This window comes from Geodermatophilus sp. SYSU D00691, assembly GCF_054050275.1.
In genome coordinates, this window is the sequence record NZ_JBJGYZ010000086.1 from 1 (window position 1) to 691 (window position 691).

Sequence of the window (691 nt, forward strand, 5' to 3'; positions counted from 1 at the left end):
AGAGGGTGTTGGGTAACTGATCCAGCGCCGTGGGTGATGGCGCGAGTTGATCGCCGACGACGTCGGTGTGGCATCACCGGGCTGGGCTGGGGGCGGTGAGGGTCCGGGTGGCATGTGTGTGTGCACCTGCAAGCCGGCGTACTCCAGTTCGCTGACCGACGCCGAGTGGGCGCTGGTCGAGCCGCTGCTGCCGGTTCACGATCCGCATGCCGGCGGCCGGCCGCTCAAGCACGACCGCCGGCTGGTGCTCGACTCGATCCTGTACGTACTGGTCAGCGGCTGCGCCTGGCGGCTGGTGCCGCACGACCTGGTGCCCTGGGACGCCGCCTACCGCTGGTTTCGCGCCTGGAGCGCCGATGGCACCTGGGATCGGGTGCACGACGCCCTGCGCGACCGGGTCCGCGCCGCCGAGGGACGGGAGGTGCAGCCGTCGGCGGCGGTGCTCGACGCCCAGTCGGTGAAGACACACGAGGGCGGGGCGGCGATCGGCTACGACGCCGGCAAGCGGGTTCGGGGCCGCAAGCGGCACCTGCTGGTCGACACCCTCGGCCTGCTGCTGGCGGTTGCCGTGACCGCCGCCAGCCTGCAGGACCGCCCCGGCGGGCGGGCGCTGCTGACCGCCGCCCGCCCCCGCTATCCGCGGCTGGTCAGAGTGTGGGCCGACGGTGGCTACGCCAACGTGGTCGACACC

General features: G+C 72.9%; 1 protein-coding gene. It reads left to right on the forward strand.

Going from position 1 to position 691, the window contains the following annotated elements:
- Positions 1 to 118: 118 nt before the first annotated feature.
- Positions 119 to 691, forward strand: a 573-nt coding sequence (locus tag ACI797_RS27825) for an IS5 family transposase (protein WP_456864114.1), incomplete at its 3' end; no start/stop codon positions are given.